15 protein-coding genes are annotated in these 17,659 nt (G+C 59.6%); 11 read left to right on the forward strand and 4 right to left on the reverse strand.

Annotated elements, in window-relative coordinates; all coding sequences use genetic code 11:
• The first annotated feature begins 3 nt into the window (after positions 1-3).
• On the forward strand, positions 4-1,185 hold the full coding sequence (locus HQ945_RS09205) for a hypothetical protein (protein WP_113280667.1): 1,182 nt from the start codon (positions 4-6) through the stop codon (positions 1,183-1,185).
• On the opposite strand, the gene HQ945_RS09210 is transcribed toward HQ945_RS09205, so the two are convergent.
• The 3 genes from HQ945_RS09210 to HQ945_RS09220 form a co-directional block, all read right to left on the reverse strand.
• Positions 1,182-2,627 (reverse strand): MltF family protein, encoded by a 1,446-nt coding sequence (locus HQ945_RS09210; RefSeq protein ID WP_113280666.1) that lies wholly within the window; start codon positions 2,625-2,627, stop codon positions 1,182-1,184. The two genes, HQ945_RS09205 and HQ945_RS09210, sit on opposite strands and share 4 nt — an antisense overlap.
• A gap of 127 nt (positions 2,628-2,754) precedes the next feature.
• Positions 2,755-4,494, reverse strand: coding sequence for a tetratricopeptide repeat protein (locus tag HQ945_RS09215; protein WP_113280665.1), 1,740 nt, complete (start codon positions 4,492-4,494; stop codon positions 2,755-2,757).
• A 149-nt stretch (positions 4,495-4,643) separates the two neighbouring features.
• A complete protein-coding gene (locus HQ945_RS09220; protein ID WP_228019418.1) occupies positions 4,644-4,871 on the reverse strand; it encodes a hypothetical protein in 228 nt (75 codons plus the stop codon).
• A gap of 362 nt (positions 4,872-5,233) precedes the next feature.
• On the opposite strand from HQ945_RS09220, the gene HQ945_RS23130 reads away from it, so the two are divergent.
• Both HQ945_RS23130 and HQ945_RS09225 read left to right on the forward strand, forming a co-directional pair.
• On the forward strand, positions 5,234-5,485 hold the full coding sequence (locus HQ945_RS23130; protein ID WP_343051199.1) for a hypothetical protein: 252 nt from the start codon (positions 5,234-5,236) through the stop codon (positions 5,483-5,485).
• Positions 5,482-6,039 carry a hypothetical protein gene (locus HQ945_RS09225; RefSeq protein ID WP_343051200.1) on the forward strand — a complete coding sequence of 186 codons (558 nt, stop codon included), beginning with the start codon at positions 5,482-5,484 and terminating at the stop codon, positions 6,037-6,039. Before HQ945_RS23130 ends, HQ945_RS09225 begins: the two co-directional genes overlap by 4 nt.
• Positions 6,040-6,045: 6 nt before the next feature.
• Here HQ945_RS09225 and HQ945_RS09230 read toward each other — a convergent pair whose 3' ends face one another.
• On the reverse strand, positions 6,046-6,699 hold the full coding sequence (locus tag HQ945_RS09230; RefSeq protein WP_155810873.1) for a hypothetical protein: 654 nt from the start codon (positions 6,697-6,699) through the stop codon (positions 6,046-6,048).
• Positions 6,700-7,018: 319 nt separating this feature from the next.
• On the opposite strand from HQ945_RS09230, the gene HQ945_RS09235 reads away from it, so the two are divergent.
• The 8 genes from HQ945_RS09235 to HQ945_RS09270 all read left to right on the forward strand — a co-directional run bounded on the left by HQ945_RS09235 (position 7,019) and on the right by HQ945_RS09270 (position 17,652).
• Positions 7,019-8,680 (forward strand): arylsulfatase, encoded by a 1,662-nt coding sequence (locus tag HQ945_RS09235; RefSeq protein ID WP_081815869.1) that lies wholly within the window; start codon positions 7,019-7,021, stop codon positions 8,678-8,680.
• 75 nt (positions 8,681-8,755) lie between these two features.
• The gene (locus HQ945_RS09240) at positions 8,756-11,287 is read left to right on the forward strand and encodes a fused MFS/spermidine synthase (protein ID WP_246272629.1); all 2,532 of its coding nucleotides are present in this window, start codon (positions 8,756-8,758) and stop codon (positions 11,285-11,287) included.
• Positions 11,284-12,258 (forward strand): AAA family ATPase, encoded by a 975-nt coding sequence (locus HQ945_RS09245; protein ID WP_113280663.1) that lies wholly within the window; start codon positions 11,284-11,286, stop codon positions 12,256-12,258. The genes HQ945_RS09240 and HQ945_RS09245 overlap by 4 nt, the downstream gene beginning before the upstream one ends.
• Positions 12,259-12,263: 5 nt before the next feature.
• Positions 12,264-13,229: a DUF58 domain-containing protein gene (locus tag HQ945_RS09250; protein WP_174208030.1), complete on the forward strand. Its 966-nt coding sequence runs from the start codon at positions 12,264-12,266 to the stop codon at positions 13,227-13,229.
• Positions 13,229-13,732 carry a DUF4381 domain-containing protein gene (locus HQ945_RS09255; RefSeq protein ID WP_174208031.1) on the forward strand — a complete coding sequence of 168 codons (504 nt, stop codon included), beginning with the start codon at positions 13,229-13,231 and terminating at the stop codon, positions 13,730-13,732. The genes HQ945_RS09250 and HQ945_RS09255 overlap by 1 nt, the downstream gene beginning before the upstream one ends.
• The gene (locus HQ945_RS09260) at positions 13,719-14,732 is read left to right on the forward strand and encodes a VWA domain-containing protein (RefSeq protein WP_174208032.1); all 1,014 of its coding nucleotides are present in this window, start codon (positions 13,719-13,721) and stop codon (positions 14,730-14,732) included. The genes HQ945_RS09255 and HQ945_RS09260 overlap by 14 nt, the downstream gene beginning before the upstream one ends.
• On the forward strand, positions 14,729-16,297 hold the full coding sequence (locus HQ945_RS09265) for a VWA domain-containing protein (protein WP_174208033.1): 1,569 nt from the start codon (positions 14,729-14,731) through the stop codon (positions 16,295-16,297). The genes HQ945_RS09260 and HQ945_RS09265 overlap by 4 nt, the downstream gene beginning before the upstream one ends.
• Entirely contained in the window at positions 16,294-17,652 is a 1,359-nt protein-coding gene (locus HQ945_RS09270) for a BatD family protein (RefSeq protein ID WP_174208034.1), read from the forward strand. The genes HQ945_RS09265 and HQ945_RS09270 overlap by 4 nt, the downstream gene beginning before the upstream one ends.
• Positions 17,653-17,659 lie beyond the last annotated feature (7 nt).

The raw sequence follows: 17,659 nt of genomic DNA on the forward strand, positions 1-17,659 counted from the left end.
GCGATGACCGAAGATCACAAGGACGGCCAGCAGTTCCTCATTGCGCGTGGGGGGCCGTTCTATGATCTGCAGCTGCAAGCGAAACTCGTCCGTCGCCAAGACCTTAAGCCCGCACTGCGTGCCGCCCTCTTCGTGGCGCTCAGCTGGGGTGTGCCACTGCTCTTGAGCTTGCTCGCGGGCACTGCTTTCGGGCCGCTTGCCGAGCGGCCTTTTCTGCTCGACCCTGGACCTTGGGCCCGCTTTTGCGTTGCCATCGGCCTGCTGGTGCTTGCCGAAACCCAGATCGAAAATAATCTTCGGCAAGGTGTGCGGAACTTCTTTTCGGGCCCATTGCTTCCCGACGCATCCAGGGCCGCAGCCAGCGCTGCGGTTGCCAAGGCGCTTCGGCGGAGGAACGCGCCGGCCGGTGACTTGGTCAGTCTCTTTCTGGCGATCGTCTCCTCGTTCCTCCTCTACCACAACATGCAGGACCAGCCACTGGCTTCCTGGGCGGCGACCGTCGGGCCGGAAGGTCCGACACCGAGTCTCGCGGCCTGGTGGGCGGTTGCCGTCAGCAACACGCTATTCTGGTTCCTCGCTGCCCGCGCATTCTGGCGCCATATCATCTGGTCGATGCTGCTTGCTGATCTTTCGAAGCTGGAAACGCGACTTGTCGCAACGCACCCGGACGGGCACGCCGGCCTCGGTTTCGTCGGCCAATACCCCAACGCCTATGTGCTCTTTACGGTGGCCGTCAGTTGTGTGATCGCAGCATCGGTGACCCACGAGGTGCTGCATGGCAGCTTTACCGTTACTGCAATCGCGCAGGTCATGGGGCTGTGGCTGGCCCTCATTTTTGCCTATTTCGGCATACCGCTCGCCGGCTTCATATCGCTTCTCGCCAACTTCAAGAAGCGCGCACTGCGTGCGGCGAGCGAGCGCGGGACGGACTTCCAGCGGCAGGTCGAGCGCAAGACGTTCGGTAAGAACCTCGTGGCCGATGATGGCAAGGCGATGGCCGACGATGAACTCGGCGATCCCGGCAAATTCTACGACGCCGCCAAGAAGCTTTCACCCATGCTGGTGACGCGCTCGACCCTGGTACCGGTGTCCGCGGCCGCCTTGCTTCCATTCGTGGCCGTCGCGATAACGCAACTGCCGATCAAGGAACTCGTACCGGTGCTGAAGCGCCTGCTGCTTCTCTAGCCGCCTTTGGCTCCGGCATTGACCGCGTCGGCATGCTCGCCGAGGCGCTCGACGAGCATCGAATAGGCAACGTAATATTTGAAGATGTTGCTGACGTACTGCACCGTCTCCCGCCCTATGATATCGGCCGCCGAATTCTCTACGTTACCGAACCAGATGTTCGGATCGAGCCCCATCTGGGTGGCCCTTTTCCGGAACTTGTTGAGGTTGCCCGGGCCGGCATTATAGGCGGCAAATGCCATCAATTGGCGGTCGCGTTCCTTCATGTCCGGCTCGTTGAGGTAGGTATCGATAAGATAGCGCAAATATTTCGACCCGGCTTCGACGTTGCGGTCCTGGTCCTTGTCGATGCCTTTTATGCCGACCGCCTTGTCTCGCGCCGTGGCGGGCAGCAGTTGCATGATTCCGACGGCGCCCCTCGGGCTGCGTTTCGCCTGATCGAGTTTTGATTCCTGATAACCCTGCGCCATCAGCATCAGATAATCGAACGAATAGGTCTTGCCGTGCTTGCGGAATATCTCGACAAGCTGCTTGAACTTTTCCACGTCTTCGCCCGAATAGGCGCGCTGCAGGATCTTGTCGCTCTTGAAATACTTGCTGCGCAACATGTTGCCGAACGCAGTGCCTACCCGGTGGGCGGCGACGAAAGTGTCGAGTTCCTTCTTGAGTTGCGGGCTGTTTTTGCGGATCGCCCAAGCGATCTCGCCGTCCTTGGCGACTGCAATATCCTCATGCACCTTGATGTCGGTGAAAATCGTCGCCCAGATATCCGCCTTGTACTTGTCGACGACCGTGTACTGCAAAATGCCGGCATTGACCATTTCGAGGATGTCTTCGTCCTCCAGATTGTCGTCCATGATCCTGAGCTTGATCGGTTCCTTGCCGCGCGACTTAAGGTCCTCGTTTACCTTCAAAAGATGCTCGTAATAGCTGCTCGTTTCCCGCACTGCGAGTTCCTTGCCGGAGAGACCGTCAAGGTTGACTACCTCTTCGGAGGCCGGCCCTGTTACCAGCACCTCGCTTGCCTTGTCATAGATAGGGATGGTGAAATCGACCTGCTTGAGGCGGACTGGCGTGATCGTCAGGTTGGCCATGATGATGTCACCAAGCCCTTCGTTCAACGCCGGTATCAGCCGGTCGCGTCCCATCGGGATAAAGGCAACGTGAATGCGATCGACTTCGCGCTTCTTGCCGATGTTGAGGGCTGTCTCAAGCTCCAGCCCGAAGTCCACGGCTGTGCCAAGTTCTCGGCCCTTGTCCAGGAAAAAGATCGTCTTGCTGTAAGGAACGAGGACACGGACCAGACGCCGCTGCTTCATTCCGTCAAGATCATCCAGATGGGACTGGACGAGGGATTTTTTTTCCGCCAGCGCCAGGCCTGCAGGGACGCACAAGAGTGCCAGCGCGAGCGCGACAGCACCGACGAACCACCTCTTATTCATTTGTTTTGGGCCTCCCCGCCCAGCAGCGCCGTGTCGTTATGGTTTCCCAGGTTCTATCCCGGATGAGCAACGGCAGTGCGCTGGTGAGATTTCACCGACACCACCACTCCCTGCAAGTACGTAACTGTTAATTGGTTGCAGGAAGCGGCTGGGCCAACGGAAGACCGGCCTTGGCCAGCCCGGCCTCGAGCCCATCGATCATGGCCGGAGCATAGCGGCGCGCAATCATGTCGGCGCGGAACGTCGTCCAGAAGCGGTCGCGATAGCGGGTCACACGGTCCATGGTTTCCCGGACGCCCGAGGCATCACCCAATTGGCCGAAGGCTGCGAGTTCAAGCACATCGGCCAGATAGTTCCCCGAGTGACCCATCTGCTGAACCTTAAGCACGGCCTTGGTGAAATCGCCCTTGCGATAGGCATCAAGCGCCAGGATCAACTCGGCATCATCCTGCGTGCCGTTGATCTGTTCTGCCCTGGAGGCGAGGTTTGCGCCCTCCGTCCAATTGCCGTTGGCGAAGAACATCGCGCCAAGCTTGGCTGGAATGAAGCTATTGTTGGGATTGAGCGCCATCGCCCGATAGCCCGCAACGAAAGCCGCTTCACTCTGTCCGTTGTGATAGAGCGCCAGCATTTGCGCATAGCCGGCGCGGTCCGACATCGGCGCCAATGCAACGGCCTTATTGGCCAGAAGCAGCGCCTGCGCTGCAGTGCCGTTGACGACTTCCGGCGCCGCGGACTCGATCATGGTGACCGCCATGGCGGCATTGGCATCGGGATTGTTCGGCATGGCTTGCAAAGTGGCGGCGAGACAGTCGCGAACGGCGTCCAGTTCGGCGGCATCTTGCCGCTCGAGCGCCACCCCGGTTCTGAGGATACAGCCATTGCCGAGACTGGGCGCTGCGAGTTCTCGCGTATACTCGATATTGTTGATGACGCCTTGCGGGCCGGCGAAGCGGGTGGCGAGATCGGTGACAAGCTCGCGGCGAACCTCCGTGTCCGGCCGGTCGTCCGGGGTAGCACGCTCCACCCCCGACCGCAGGGCTTCGCCGCTCACCGGATCGACGACCTGCCACCAGACTGCGCGACCATTTATGTCCGGATGGTACTTTAGGACGACATGGTAGGGATTCGCAGCACGCCGGGCGCTACGGAACCAGCTAAGCGCTGGAACCGTCGCCTTTACCGGGGAAGGCATTTCTGCCGCCGCCAGCGTCAAAGTCTGAAATTGCGAAAGCGCCGTCATCAGATAGTCGCGGATGAGGCCGGCTTCAGCATCGGTGCCATCGCCTGCCAGCTTCATCTCGACAGCAACGACCGGCTTGTCGGAAAATACACGGCGGTTGGCCGCAACTGCCACGAGAGAAATCGCTGTGATACACACGACGCCTGCTGCAACGGCAAGATGCCGCTTGGTAATGAAGCTATGGGAAGGCTGCGCCGGGGGCAAGACGGGCTGTTCTTCCGCCTCCTCGCATTCCTCCACGACCTCCGCTTGCGGCGGCGCCTTGGTGAATACGGGTATGTAGCGGCCGCGCGGCAGTTCGATGCGTACGCTGCCTTCCTCGGCCCGGCTCTCATAATATTGCGCCAGGGAGGCCCGAAGCCGGGTTGCTTCGATGCGGACGATGGGATCGGTCGTTGGGTCGAAACTCGAGGGCCGGCCAAAGACGTCGACGGCAATCGTATAGGCTTTTACCGAGGCTGCCCGGCCCTCGAACATCTCCTGGGCGACGAACCTGAGGAAATTCCGGTTACGTTCTGTCGAATGGAATTGTGAGTCCGAAAGTAGCCTGTCGAGCTCCGCCCGCGCCTCTTCTTCGGAAATCCTCTCCGAGTCTGGCATGTCGACATTGAAGTCAACTTCCATGTTCGCGCCCCACCCCAGTTTCACTGGATAGTAGAATTGAACGGAACGCTACGCAACGCCATACGGGAAATCCCCCAGGTTGCGATGGAATTGTCCTGACGCAAGACCAGGTTGAGGAGATCAGCCATCGATAGTGGGGAGGCTCTACGTCAGTAGCTTCTGCCGCGCGTGGCGATGCAGATGTCGATGACTTCACTCTCGATGTCAGCGCAGAGCATTTCATATTCAGCAATCAGCTTGAGATCTTTCGAGCCGTTGCGGCGCAAGCGATCAAGCGTGGAGCTGGCCTCGTCGAAGGCATCGCACAAGCTTTGCAATGTCGTATTCCGCGCACTGAGAACCTGCAGCTGCCCACGCATCGCAGGCAGCCTGAGCATCAATTTCCACAGTCCCCTTTGGGCAGACGCGGTCGACATCGCTTCAATTGCATCCCCTGCTCGTTGTTCCGTCGAGCTCCGGTCGGGCCGCAATCAGAAATTATATCCCCAGGCCCCGCTCGGTCATCAATCATAGGATGATGTCTCGCCTTATGGGAGTACGTAACGGTTAACAGGGGGTCCGTTGCCGCAAATCCGCGAGCCCAAAAAACGAAATGTTTTGCCTTGGATGAATTTGCATTGCCCCCTTTTTTGGTCGTTCTACCCCGGCATGGGCGGAAGGCTGTAAACGTTACAGTTACGAACTTGTCATGGAGGATGGAATCTGGCTCACGTTGGCTTTCAATTAAGGGATGAAGTTCATGAGATATTTAAGTTATTCATTAGATGTATTGATTGTGGCCATCAGCGCGATTTCGTTGGGTACGCTAGCTGCATCAGCACAGGAACACGCAGATGTAAATGCTGCAAACAACCCGCTTACGCCCAAGATCACGCTCAATTTTCATGACTACTACGTTCCCGAACTGAGCGGACTGCCGGGCGACCGCTACGCAAACCAGTTCCTGCTGCGCGGTCTCGTGCCTTCGGACCTTTTCGGCGCACCGCAATGATCCGCTTTACCCTGCCAGTTGCGACCGCACCGGAATTTCCGACAGGATATACGACGGGCCTGGGCGACCTGACGCTGATGGACATTTTCCTCGTGCCCGGCAAGGAGATTTCATTCGGCGCCGGCCCGCTCGTCGTCCTCCCGACCGCGACGGACGATGCCCTTGGCGCCGGCAAATGGCAGGCGGGCGCCGCCGGCGTTGTGGTCGCACCGCAAAGCTGGGGCCTGCTCGGCGGTCTCGTCACCTACCAGACGTCATTTGCCGGCGAAAGCGACCGGGATGATGTTTCACTCGCAACGTTCCAGCCTATCGTCAATTTCAATTTGAGCAAGGGTTTCTACCTCAGGTCATCCGCCATCTGGAACTTCGACCTGGAGAGCGGAAACTACTCGGTTCCGGTCGGTTTTGGCGTCGGCAAGGTGTTTCAGGTCAACGACAAGGTGACGATGAACGGCTTCGTCGAGCCGCAATACACCGTCTTTGATCACGGCAGCGGCAACCCCGAGTGGCAGGTTTTCGTAGGCGTCAACTTTCAGTTTGCGCTCGGCAAATAGACGAGATCATTTGGCCGTAACCTGACTGAACGACATGCCGTCGATCTTGCCTTCGTCGAGCCGATAGACGAGGGCTTGCAGGGTCGTCACGCCATTGCTGTTTGGGCCCTGTTCATTCGAGTAACGGATAATCCCGTCATGAATGCTCATGCCGAAAGCCTTTTGCAGATCCGTCTCGTCATCCTTCAAACCTGGTACGGGCAACATCCACGCCGTCAAGGTTTCAGGACCTTGGGAGCAGCCTGACCGCGCAGTCTCGCTCTCCTCAGCCGATACCATCGTCAGGAGCCGTTTCGAACCCGCTGCTTCACCATTGGAAATAAACCAGAGATTCGACGCATGGCCATCGAGCGCAACCTGGTAGCAGAGCCAGCTGACACCATTGGCGCCCGAACCGCGCGTCCTGATCTCGCCGCCAAACGCCTTCTGGATTGCATCGAGCGTCGTTGCTCCGAACGAAATGTCGAGCATGTCCGCCTTGAGCATATTGTTGAAGGGCTTGGGCATTTGATAGGACGTTGATTTGGCTGTGCCACCCGACAGGATCAGCGATGGAAAGCCCGAAAGCCGTACGTCGTCAGCCTTCGCCTGCGCAGCCCATATCCATGGACCGGTGGCGATGATCATTGCACATAGGGTCCTCACGGTGACCGCCTTCATTCACGTCTCCTGCTGCGTTTTCGCGTCTAACGTGCAGACATCATGAGCGCATCTCATCCGAAGACAAAGTACTTAACTGTTACAGAACGCTCTGCGACATGCATATAAAATTTCGTCCCGTTCCCGGTAAAATCAAGCATTGCGTTACAGTTACGTACTTCCTTCGGAAGCCGAAGCCCGAAAGCATGCAGGTCGTCCAAAAGCCCAATCCAGGGCAGAAACACGCGCAGCGGTTGCAGGGGTCTGATAATGCCTCGGCCCAGACACGAGAGTACAATGCTTCAGCACGAAATTTGCCCCCGTCTCCAGGAGGATACTGATGTCAGTTGAATGGAAGATTGATTTAAGCAGGCTTTGGCAAGCTTGCGTTCCGAGCGGAGCCAAGGCGAGAACCTCCCTGCTCGCTGGCGCGGCCATAGCGACAGGGATTGCTTTTGCGCAATGGCCCGGGGTTCAGGCCGCGCAGGCGCAGGACGCTCCCAAACCCAACATCCTCGTCATTTTCGGCGACGATATCGGCCAGACGAATATCAGCGCCTATACCCGCGGCCTCGTCGGTTACCAGACACCGAATATCGACCGCATCGCCAAGGAAGGCATGATGTTCACGGATTACTATGCCGAGAACAGCTGTACTGCCGGACGCTCTTCCTTCATCACCGGCCAGACGCCGTTGCGCACCGGTCTTTCCAAGGTGGGCGCGCCCGGAGCGCCGGTCGGGCTCCAGGACCGCGACATAACAATCGCCCAGGCCCTTAAGCCGCTTGGCTACAACACCGCCCAATTCGGCAAGAACCACCTTGGCGACAAAGATGAATATCTGCCCGTAAAGCACGGTTTCGACGAGTTTTTCGGCAATCTCTATCACCTCAATGCGGAGGAAGAGCCGGAACGACCCTATTGGCCAAAGGACCCCAATGATCCCTTTGTCAAGAATTTCTCGCCGCGCGGCGTGATTAAGGCAACGGCCGATGGCAAGATCGAGGATTCCGGTCCGTTGACGACGAAGCGGATGGAAACGATCGACGACGAGACCACGGGTGCCGCGATCGACTACATCAAGCAGCACAGCAAGGGCGACAAGCCATTCTTCGTCTGGATGAACACAACCCGCATGCACGTATTTACTCATGTGCGGGAAGAGTATCGCGGCAAGAGCGGCATGCCGGGCAATGAATATGCCGACGGCATGTGGGAACACGATCAGGACGTCGGCAAGCTTCTGAAGACACTCGACGACGAAGGCATCGCCAACAACACGATCGTCGTCTACACGACCGACAACGGGCCCAACATGTTCTCATGGCCGGATGCGGCGATGACGCCGTTCCGCAGCGAAAAGGATTCCAACTGGGAGGGTGCATTCCGCGTCCCGGCGATGATCCGTTGGCCAGGCAAGATCAAACCCGATACCGTCAGCAACGACATGTTCTCGGGCCTCGACTGGTTCCCGACCCTGCTCGCCGCTGCTGGCGACACGGATATCAAGGACCGGCTGCTGAAGGGTACCGATATCGGCGGCAAGAACTTCAAGGTGCATCTCGACGGCTACAATCAGCTGCCCTATCTCGAAGGTCAGCAGCCGAAGAGTGCGCGCAACGAGTTCTACTATTTCGACGACGACGGTAAACTCGTCGCCATGCGTTGGGACAACTGGAAAGCGGTGTTCTGCGAGCAGCGCGCGCCAGGCAACCTCAACATCTGGCAGGAGCCCTTTACCTGCCTGCGTCTTCCCAAGATCTTCAACCTGCGCATGGACCCCTATGAGCGCGCCGACATCACTTCAGACCAGTACAATGACTGGCTGGCGAAGAACGCGTATCTGACGGGTATAGCCACGTTGAAAGCTTCGGAGTTCCTTCAAACCTTCGTCGATTATCCGCCGAGCCAGAAGCCGGCAAGCTTCAGTGTCGACCAGGTGGAGGAAGCCGTTCACAAGAAGATCGACGAGGAACTGGCAAAGCAGAACAAGGCGCAATAACGCCCGTTTGATTTCGATAACCGGCTGGCGCCCAGAAGATGCGCCAGCCGAACAATCCATTGCGGAGCGCATCAGATGAGCGTTGATACGCAACTTTCCAACCAGCCTGCCGGTGCCGAACAGTTTGAGGTTTCCATGCCCCAACGATTGACCCTCACGGCGCCGCCTGCCCTTCTGCTTTTCGCCTCGGGCTTTTCAGCTCTGGTCTTTCAGGTCGTCTGGGTACGGCAACTCTCGCTGATCGTTGGTGTCGACGTCTATGCCGTGACGGCTGGCGTTGCAGCGTTCATGGCAGGGTTGGCGCTCGGCAGTCTGTTGCTCGGGCCCGCAATCGATCGCAGCAATTATCCCTTTCGGTTTTATGCGCTGCTCGAGGCGGGTGTCGCCCTTTGCGGCATTGCAGTTACCGTCGCGCTCGCACATTTTGCGCCGTCCTTTGCAATTATCGAGAATTCCGCTGCACCCGTCGCCTGGTTGATCGTTTTCGCTCTCGTCGGTGTTCCCGCTGTCCTCATGGGCGGCACCCTTCCGGCGGTGGTGCGATCGGTAGCCGCGTCGAACCGCGACATCGGCCGCAAGGGCGGACGCCTATATGCGGCAAATACCGCCGGAGCCATTGCCGGCACCCTCGCCGCTGCATTCCTCCTCATCCCCTATCTCGGTGTCTCCGGCACCGCCTATGCTGCGGCGGCGCTGAGCTTTCTTGCAGCTGCCCTTGCGCTGGTCCTTGCGTCGCCTGCTCAAGCGCAAACCATCTCGCCTGCCAATGTGAATTACCGGAATGTTCGTCTTGCCTTGTTTCTGTATTCTGTGGCGGGCGGCATCGCACTCGGCTACGAGGTCATCTGGACCCAATCCATCGTCCAGTTCATGAGCACACGGACATTTGCCTTCGCCATTGTGCTCGCCACCTACCTCATTGGTTTGGCGGCAGGCTCCGCACTTGCCTCGAGATGGGTCGATCGCGTTCGCGACCACTGGAGCATTTTCGGCCTGCTAATCGCCGGCGCGGGCCTCGTCGGTCTTTGCGGCATCGCGTTCCTCGGCAACTGGATCATCATGCTGCAGTCCATGGCCGAGTACTGGCTGCTTCAGCTGACAGGAAACCAGCTTGCGGGAATGTCGGCACGCTTTGCGGTCGCCGCGATCCTCATCGTGCTTCCAACGACGCTTCTGCTTGGCGCCGCCTTTCCCTTTGCGCTTAAGCTCGTGGTTGAAGATGGCCGGACGGGAAGCGGCGTCGGGCTCGTCAGCGGCTGGAACACGCTCGGCAGCATTGTTGGGACGGTCCTTACGGGCTTTGTCCTCGTTCCCACTTTCGGCTTCGTCGGCTCGTTCGGCATCCTCGCTGTCGCTGCCACCGTCATTGGCCTGATCGCCGTGTTTCGCAACGTCGCAGCTGTACGCCTCCACCGCATTGCCATTGCATCGGTCTGCATCCTGACGCTGGCCCTGGCCTTCCTCGTCCCCTCTGATCGCTTCGCCAGTCTGCTGCCCGGTGCACAGGCCGGAAGGCTGGTCTTCTACGAGGAAGGCCTTGGCGCAACCGTCGCGGTCGTCGAACAGGGCCGCGACCGCAAGTTCCGCCGACTCTATATCCAGGGTGTTTCCAATACGGGAGACTCCCTGCCCTCCCTGCGCTACATGCGGCTCCAGGCGCTCCTTCCCCTGATAACCATGCAAAAGCGGCCGCAGGCGGCGATGGTTGTAGGCCTCGGAACCGGCATAACCGCAGGTGCGCTCCTTACCTATGACGGGCTCAACCAGCGCGTCGCGGCTGAACTCCTGCCAGGCGTACAGCGGGCAGCGAACCTGTTCAACGGCAATTTCAATGCTGCCTCCTCGCCCGACCTCGATATCCGGCTGCGGGATGGCAGGCGGGAACTGCTTGGAAGCGAAGAGTCCTACGATCTCGTAACGCTCGAACCGCCGCCTCCCTCGGCCGCAGGGGTCGCCAATCTCTACTCCACCGATTTCTACAGGCTTGCCGCCGCGCGGCTGCGGCCAGGTGGCATGGTCGCGCAATGGCTCCCGTTGCCGACGCAAAACGATGAGGATACGCGCTCGCTCGTTCGAAGCTTCATCGATGTCTTTCCGCACGCATCCCTATGGACAACCGAACTGCATGAAATGCTCCTCGTCGGCTCGTTCGAACCCATGAACCTCGATGTCGCTCAGATGAGTGCGCGGTTCGAACAACCCGGTGTGAGGCAGGCCTTGCGCGAAGTCGGCGTCAATTCACTTCCTGAATTGATGGCCACATTCGTGATGGATCGCAAGGGACTTGAAACCTATGCCGGAGACGCGGCCCCCGTGACCGACGATATGCCTCGCATCGAATATGCGGCGTGGGTGAGACCCGACACCTTTCCGACAGTCCTGCCGAAACTTCTCGCCCTTGCCAGTGAACCGCCTCTGGTCAATGCCGATGCGGCCTTCATCACATCCACGAAGCAGGAACGGGAAATTCTCCACACGTTCTATAATGCCGGCCTAAGCGCCTATCGCGGTGATCGGGACGCATGGCAGCGCAACGCCGGATTCGTCAGCGACCATGCACCCGACAATGCCTACTATGCCTGGTTTTTAGGGGGGAACACACAATGAGCGCACGTGACGACATTCTCGCATTGGGCAAGCGGGTCGGCCAGTCGATCATCGGCCAGGACACGATGGTCGAGCGGTTGCTGCTTGGCCTTATTGCCAATGGCCATCTGCTGGTGGAAGGCTTGCCCGGCCTTGCGAAGACGCGGGCGATCAAGAGTCTGGCGAAAAATCTCGATGCCGAGCTGTCGCGCGTACAGTTCACGCCGGACCTTTTGCCGGCCGACATCACCGGCTCCGAAATCTACTTCAGCGAGGGCGGCAAGGGTGAGTTCAAATTCCAGCAGGGCCCGATCTTCGCCAACCTGATCCTTGCCGACGAGGTGAATCGTGCGCCGGCGAAGGTGCAATCGGCGCTGCTTGAAGCGATGGAGGAACGCCAGGTGACCGTCGGGGGCAAAAGCTATCCCCTGCCTGACCTTTTCATGGTGATGGCGACGCAAAACCCAATTGAGCAGGAAGGGACGTATCCGCTCCCCGAAGCTCAGCTTGACCGCTTTCTCATGCACGTCGAAGTGGGCTACACAGATGAGCAGTCGGAGGCGGCGATCATGCGGCTCGTTCGCAGCGAGGAGACTGCAACCAAGTCCAAACCCGGCAAATCCGACGACAAGCTGGACCCCAAAGCAGTCTTCGATGCCCGGGCCGAAATATCCGCCATCACCGTGTCCAAGCCGGTCGAGGACTACATGGTGGCACTCGTTTTCGCCACACGCTACCCCGACAAGATCGACGCGGACCTCGCCAAATGGCTGCAAGTCGGTGTCAGCCCGCGCGGCGTCATTGGCCTCGACAAGGTTTCACGCGCCTATGCGTGGCTAAAGGGTCGCGACTATGTCACGCCCGACGATGTCAAGGCGATCGTCCATGATGTTTTCAGGCACCGGCTGATCCTGTCCTATGAGGCACATGCCGCGGATATCGGTCCCGACAAAGTCATCGACCGGATTGTCGAACGCGTAGCGGTGGCCTGAGTGCCATGGCGCCCGCTTCCTCGTCCACGCAAGAAATCTCCGACGGCGTTTATGTCTCAGTCGAACAGCTCGCCGCACTCGAATCGACAGCGCGCGACCTGACATTCATCCAGAGGAACGCGGTACAGCAGCCCCTGACCGGGCGCCACAGTTCCAGGATGCGCGGACGCGGACTGACCTTCGAGGAACTGCGCGAATATCTTCCGGGCGATGATATCCGCACCATCGACTGGCGGGTAACGGCGCGCACCAACAAACCCTTCGTGCGCATCTACGGCGAGGAAAAGGAACGTCCTGCCCTCATCGTCGTCGACCAGCGCACCAATATGTTCTTCGGCAGCCGTCGCGTCATGAAATCGGTCACGGCTGCGGAAGCCGCCATGCTGTGCGCCTGGCGCATTCTCGGCTCGGGCGACCGGGTCGGCGGGCAGGTGTTCAACGATAGCGGCACAACGCAGCTGCGGCCGCATCGCAGCCGAGAGTCCGTCATTGCCTTGGGCGACGGCATTGCCGCCATGAACCAGGCGCTGAATGCGCGCACGCCCGGCGAGCGCGCCACAGGACAGCTGGACACGGTGCTGCGGACCGTGGAGAATGTCGCGCATCACGATCACCTAGTGATCATCGTCAGCGATTTTGACGGACATTCGGCAGAAACGCGCGATCTCCTTTTGCGCCTCAGCGTGCGCAATGACGTGCTCGCCATTCTGGTCTATGACCCGTTCCTGCTCGAATTGCCAACCAAAGGCGAGATAGTCATCAGGGGCGGCTCCATGCAAGCAGAACTCACTTTCCAGCAGGCAAAGGCACGCAACGCGATCGGCGATTTTGCCCGAAGCAGAGGGCGCGAATTGTTGGCCTGGCAGCAGGAACTCGGCCTGCCGATGCTGCCGGTATCGACCGCGCTTGAGACGGCGCCACAATTGCGCCGATTGCTGGCGCAGACCGCCTGGCGGCAAAGGAGGCGATGATGGCCGATACGCCGCTCGATCTCGCAACACAACAGGCGTTGAAATCACTGGCTGATATCGCAACCCCCGCCCCCGTTGCGCTGTTCCCGCAGACCTGGGGTTGGGCCTTGGTGGCAATCCTCCTTCTTGCAGCATTGGCAATGGCTTGCTGGCATTGGTTCAAGAGGCGACGAGCCAATCGTTACCGGCGCGAAGCCTTGCAAATTCTCGATCGGCTCGAGAGCGATGGTGATGCGGATACAATCGCCCGGGAGGTGCCCATTCTGGTCAAGCGCGTTGCATTGGCCGTCTGGCCGCGCAATGAGGTTGCCGCGCAAAGCGGCGGGGCGTGGGTCGCGTTCCTGCAAAACGCCCTGCCGGATCGAAGCCTCGGCGCAGATCTTGTCCATATGCTCGACGACCTGGAATATCACCCCACACGGGAGAGCGATCCTTCAGGTAACCCCAAGCAATTGCTCGCAGCCGCACGCCACTGGATCGAGAAGCACCATGTACCAGCTTGATTTCCCGTGGTTGCTGGTGCTGCTGCCATTGCCGGTCCTCGTCTGGTGGCTCCTGCCGCCATATCGCTCGCAATCTGCTTCGGTACGCATTCCATTCTTCGAAGAAGTCACGCAGGCCGCGGGAATAGCCCCATCGACCGGCTCACTGGTTACGCGTAGAACCTGGCCGGAGCTGATCGTGGGAACGATCTGCTGGCTTCTTGTCCTTATCGCTCTCGCCCGTCCGCAATATGTCGAACCGCCGATCGAGAAGACCGAGCCGCAGCGCGACCTGATGCTGGCGATCGACCTTTCGCAGTCGATGGAGACAAAGGACTTTCGCGATCCCGGCGGCAACCTCATCTCGCGGATAGACGCGGTTCGCAGCGTCGTCAGCGACTTCGTCAAGAAGCGCCCCGCTGATCGCATCGGCCTCATCGCCTTTGGCGACGCACCCTACCCGCTCGTCCCCTTCACCATAGATCATCCCACCGTGCAGACCATGATCGCGGAGGCGCTGCCCGGAATTGCCGGGCCGCGGACGGCACTCGGCGATGCCATCGGGCTGGCGATCAAGATGTTCAAGGACACGAGCGCCCCCGAGAAGGTGCTCATCGTTCTTACTGACGGCAACGATACGGCAAGCAAGATGCCGCTGGCCAAGGCGTCGGACATAGCCAGGGACGCAAAGATCACGATACATACGATCGGCATCGGCAATCCCCAAGCCACCGGTGAAGAGAAGCTCGACACTGCCTCACTCGAAAAAATCGCAGCGACGACGGGCGGACGATATTTCTTCGGCCAGGACCAGACCGGGCTTCAGGACATTTATACGACGCTCGACCGCATCACGCCCATGAACCAGAAAACACTATCCTGGCGCCCGCGCATCGAATTGTTCCACTATCCTCTCGGTGCCGCGCTTTTGCTCCTTATCGCCTATCATCTCCTTGCGCTCCTGTTCGCAAGGCTGCGAAACCGCAGCGGCGCTGCGCTTGAACCGGCAGCCAACCGATGATCGCCGATTTCCACTTCCTCCGGCCATGGTGGCTGCTCGCGATCCTCGCAGCGATCGCGATATTGTGGCTGGCATCGCGCCAGTCCGACATGAGGCTGCGCTGGCGCGATATGATTGCGCCGCAATTGCTTGATCATCTCGTCTCCGACGATCCATCCAAGGGGCGGCTGCGGCCCTATCACCTGACGGCAATTCTCATTGCCCTCGCAGCACTCGCCCTTGCCGGCCCGACATGGCAACGCGAACTCCCGCCTTTCGTTCAGGACGAAGCGCCGCTGGTGATCGCTATCGACCTGTCGCAGACGATGGACGCTATCGACGTCACCCCGTCGCGGCTTGAACGGGCGAAGCTCAAGGTTCACGACATCCTTGCCGCGCGGCCCGCAGCGCGAACCGCCATCATTGCCTATGCGGGCTCGGCGCATCTGGTTCTTCCGTTAACCGACGATGCAGCGCTCGTGCGCACCTATGTCGACTCGCTGGCCACGCGGATTATGCCCGTTGCCGGCAAGAATACTGCTGTCGCATTGGCAGCAGCAGAAAAAACGCTTGAAAGTGCTCAAGCGCCCGGAACGATTCTTCTCATGACCGACGGTGTCGATGCGGCCTCCTTCGATCAAGTGGCGCGGTTCGGCGGCAGCAACAACGTCGTGCTCTTTGCGATTGGCACAGCCGAGGGCGGTCCGGTCAAAACCAGCGGTGGAGGTTTCGCCAGTGATGCTGCCGGAGGTCGCCTCTTCGCCAAGCTTGACGTCGACGAATTGAAACGGTTGCAAGGCGCCGGAAACATCAGCGTTGCAACCTTTACGAGCGACGACAGCGACGTGCGCTGGGTCGTGGAGCGGATCAAGACGCATTTCGCGCAGAAGGCCGCCGAAGCCGAAACGCGCTGGCGCGACTTTGGCTGGTGGTTGACCATACCGATCGTGCTGCTTGCCGCGCTGTCGTTCCGGCGGGGCTGGGTCGTGCGCTGGGCCGGCGCGCTTTTCGCCTTCCATCTCATTTTCAGCCCTCACACTTCATGCGCCGCCGATCTGAGCCTTGCCGATATGTGGCTGACGCCGGACCAGCAAGGACGTCTCGCCTATGAGCGTGGCGATTATCCCGCCGCCGCGGCTGCCTTCAGGGACAATGAATGGCACGGCGTCGCACTCTATCGCGCTGGCAAGTTCAGCGAAGCGGTCGATGCCTTCGCGGCAAGGGATACGCCAGAAGCCTGGTACAACCAGGGCAACGCTTTGCTTCACCTCAATCGGCTGGATCAGGCGGTCGCCGCCTACAAGCGCGCGCTGCAACTTCGAACAGATTGGCCCGAGGCCAAGGCCAATCTCGCCATTGCCGAGAAACTCGTGGCGCTGCAAAAGCAGGAGGAAGAGGAACAGCAGCAGGACCCCAATCTCAAACCTGACCAGGTCCAGTTCGACGCCAAGGGCAAGCAGGGCAAAAAGGGGCAGGTCAACGTTTCTGAACAGACTGCCGATCTGTGGATGAAGAATATCGAGGTCAGTCCGGCCGATCTTCTTGCCCGCAAGTTTGCCATCGAGGCACGAGGAGGCAAGCAATGAGATATTTTGGCTGGCTTGTCGCGCTTGCTCTTCTGTTTGCATCGCCGGTTTATGCTGCCGAGCCATTCGCCGAAACGTCGCTGGCGACACAGGGCAAGATCGTGGTCGGCCAGCAGGTGAGCATAGATGTCGACGTCTACGTTCCGAATTTCTTCACATCGCCGCCGCAGTTTCCATTGCTAGACATCCCGAACGCAATTGTCACGCTTCCCGACGAGCGGGCTCAGAACCTGGTCAAATCCGTCAGCGGCGAAGAATATTCCGGCATTCGCCGCACCTATTTCATTATTCCGCAGATCGCCGGCGAATTTACGCTCCCGACAGCAAGCGTACCGCTCGCCTATGCCAAGGTGCCGGGTCAATCCACCCCAGCAACAGTAAATCTTCCCGCAGTCACCTTTGTCGCCGCGGAATTGCCACCCGGAGCGGAAGCATCAGCGTTTTCCGCCGCGCGTGCCCAGCTCAGCGAGACCATCGATGGAGACCCGGCCAATCTCAAGGTCGGCGACACGCTTGTGCGCAGGGTTACGCTCTTTGCGACAGGGACGCGGGCAATGATGTTGCCGCAATTATCGTTCGACGTGCCGGATGGCGTAAAGCTCTATCGCCAGGCCCCGGCACTGGCGGACAATGTCGATGGCAGTGGCCGTGAGCGAGGGAGCAGCCGCACCGAGCGCGTCACCTACGTGATGGATAGGGAGGGGACGTTCACGCTTCCCGCACTGACCGCCACCTGGTTCGACACGGGAAACATGCAGGCGCAGCGGGCCGAACTGAAGCCCCTCGTCCTCGTCGTAAAGGCAAAGCCAGCGACGGCCAACGCTATTGCGCCCGATCTTCCCCAGGCAAAGGAAGCACCAGACCGCCTTTCCATCCGCGCAATACTTGGCATTGCTATCACCGTCCTCGCCGCCCTTGGCCTGGCTTTCCTCCTCCATCGCCTGTGGCCCCGCATGAAACGCTGGGTTGATGCGCGCAAGCAGGCCCGGGCCCAATCCGAGCCCACGCGCTATCGTGAACTCCTGGCAGCGCTCAACTCGGGCGACGCGAAGCGTGCCTATTCGGCGCTCAACCTCTGGACGAAAGCCATGGGATTTCGAAGCGCAACGGATTGGGCTGAGGCAAGCAATGACCGGTCGGTGCAGGACGCTCTGGCAGGATTTGAACGTGATCTCTTCGGCCCACCACATCCACCGACACAAGGCAGTGCGCGAACTCTTGCGTCCGCCATACTGGCCTGGCGTGTGAAGTATCGCCGCCGCGACCGGCGATCCTTTACAGTTACGCCAGCGCTTCCCCCGCTTAATCCGCCGCTCGGTAACTGGCAACGGCCGGCCAGAAACAACAGTATGTAACTGTAAC

It is taken from the genome of Phyllobacterium pellucidum (genome assembly GCF_013327855.1).
In the GTDB taxonomy this organism is placed as follows: Bacteria; Pseudomonadota; Alphaproteobacteria; order Rhizobiales; family Rhizobiaceae; genus Phyllobacterium; species Phyllobacterium pellucidum.

What these genes read in the sequence shown, in the direction of transcription:
- HQ945_RS09205 (WP_113280667.1), top strand. Translation starts at nt 4, where the DNA reads ATGACCGAAGATCACAAGGACGGCCAGCAGTTCCTCATTGCGCGTGGG.
- HQ945_RS09210 (WP_113280666.1), bottom strand. Translation starts at nt 2,627, where the DNA reads ATGAATAAGAGGTGGTTCGTCGGTGCTGTCGCGCTCGCGCTGGCACTC.
- HQ945_RS09215 (WP_113280665.1), bottom strand. Translation starts at nt 4,494, where the DNA reads ATGGAAGTTGACTTCAATGTCGACATGCCAGACTCGGAGAGGATTTCC.
- HQ945_RS09220 (WP_228019418.1), bottom strand. Translation starts at nt 4,871, where the DNA reads ATGCTCAGGCTGCCTGCGATGCGTGGGCAGCTGCAGGTTCTCAGTGCG.
- HQ945_RS23130 (WP_343051199.1), top strand. Translation starts at nt 5,234, where the DNA reads ATGAGATATTTAAGTTATTCATTAGATGTATTGATTGTGGCCATCAGC.
- HQ945_RS09225 (WP_343051200.1), top strand. Translation starts at nt 5,482, where the DNA reads ATGATCCGCTTTACCCTGCCAGTTGCGACCGCACCGGAATTTCCGACA.
- HQ945_RS09230 (WP_155810873.1), bottom strand. Translation starts at nt 6,699, where the DNA reads ATGAAGGCGGTCACCGTGAGGACCCTATGTGCAATGATCATCGCCACC.
- HQ945_RS09235 (WP_081815869.1), top strand. Translation starts at nt 7,019, where the DNA reads ATGTCAGTTGAATGGAAGATTGATTTAAGCAGGCTTTGGCAAGCTTGC.
- HQ945_RS09240 (WP_246272629.1), top strand. Translation starts at nt 8,756, where the DNA reads ATGAGCGTTGATACGCAACTTTCCAACCAGCCTGCCGGTGCCGAACAG.
- HQ945_RS09245 (WP_113280663.1), top strand. Translation starts at nt 11,284, where the DNA reads ATGAGCGCACGTGACGACATTCTCGCATTGGGCAAGCGGGTCGGCCAG.
- HQ945_RS09250 (WP_174208030.1), top strand. Translation starts at nt 12,264, where the DNA reads ATGGCGCCCGCTTCCTCGTCCACGCAAGAAATCTCCGACGGCGTTTAT.
- HQ945_RS09255 (WP_174208031.1), top strand. Translation starts at nt 13,229, where the DNA reads ATGGCCGATACGCCGCTCGATCTCGCAACACAACAGGCGTTGAAATCA.
- HQ945_RS09260 (WP_174208032.1), top strand. Translation starts at nt 13,719, where the DNA reads ATGTACCAGCTTGATTTCCCGTGGTTGCTGGTGCTGCTGCCATTGCCG.
- HQ945_RS09265 (WP_174208033.1), top strand. Translation starts at nt 14,729, where the DNA reads ATGATCGCCGATTTCCACTTCCTCCGGCCATGGTGGCTGCTCGCGATC.
- HQ945_RS09270 (WP_174208034.1), top strand. Translation starts at nt 16,294, where the DNA reads ATGAGATATTTTGGCTGGCTTGTCGCGCTTGCTCTTCTGTTTGCATCG.